The organism is Flammeovirga aprica JL-4 (assembly GCF_012844305.1).
Lineage (GTDB): Bacteria > Bacteroidota > Bacteroidia > Cytophagales > Flammeovirgaceae > Flammeovirga > Flammeovirga aprica.
The window spans coordinates 1-586 of sequence record NZ_JABANE010000403.1; the positions used below are offsets into that span (position 1 = coordinate 1).

General features: G+C 55.1%; 1 protein-coding gene. It reads right to left on the reverse strand.

Annotated elements, in window-relative coordinates; translation table 11 throughout:
* A partial coding sequence (locus HHU12_RS34615) for an AraC family transcriptional regulator (protein WP_317170782.1) occupies window positions 1-476 on the reverse strand: 476 nt, incomplete at its 3' end.
* Window positions 477-586 lie beyond the last annotated feature (110 nt).

Below are 586 nucleotides of genomic sequence, written 5' to 3' on the forward strand. Positions count from 1 at the left end.
AACAGCGCGCCGCCGCAGGGCCCCGTCAGCACATAATACAGAATTTCGCGGACGATTTGCTTGCCAAGGATCCGTGCGTCCAGCGGCCGCTCCATCACGTCAAGCAGCCGTTCGGCAGCGCACAGAATATCCTCCGAGAGTACCGCGGAGTTTATCCCGCTGGAGGCGACCGCGGGCTGAAACAGCGGATCTTCGCCAATATCCATCAGCAGCTCTTGCAGTTGCAGGATATCGACGTTCAGGCGCATCCCGGCGAGGGGCACCTCCGGGGTGGCAAAGGTTTCGCACTCGAAAGGTAGCGGCACGGTCAGCAGTAAATATTCGTTTGTATCGTAGCGAAAAGTCCGCTCATTGATATAACCAATTTTATGGCCCGAAAAGAGAAAAACGATCCCCGGCTGATACATCACCGGCGTCCGGGGCCCCGGTTGCGTTCCGTACAGCAAACGGACGTCAGGCAGCAACGAACTTAACATTTCGTGCTTATCTTTCAGCAGGTTAATCTTCTCCGTTAATGTCCGACATATCTCTGCGTGTTACATTGCCACCGTCTCTCCCGATGTTTCTTCACCTGTACATTGTGCGC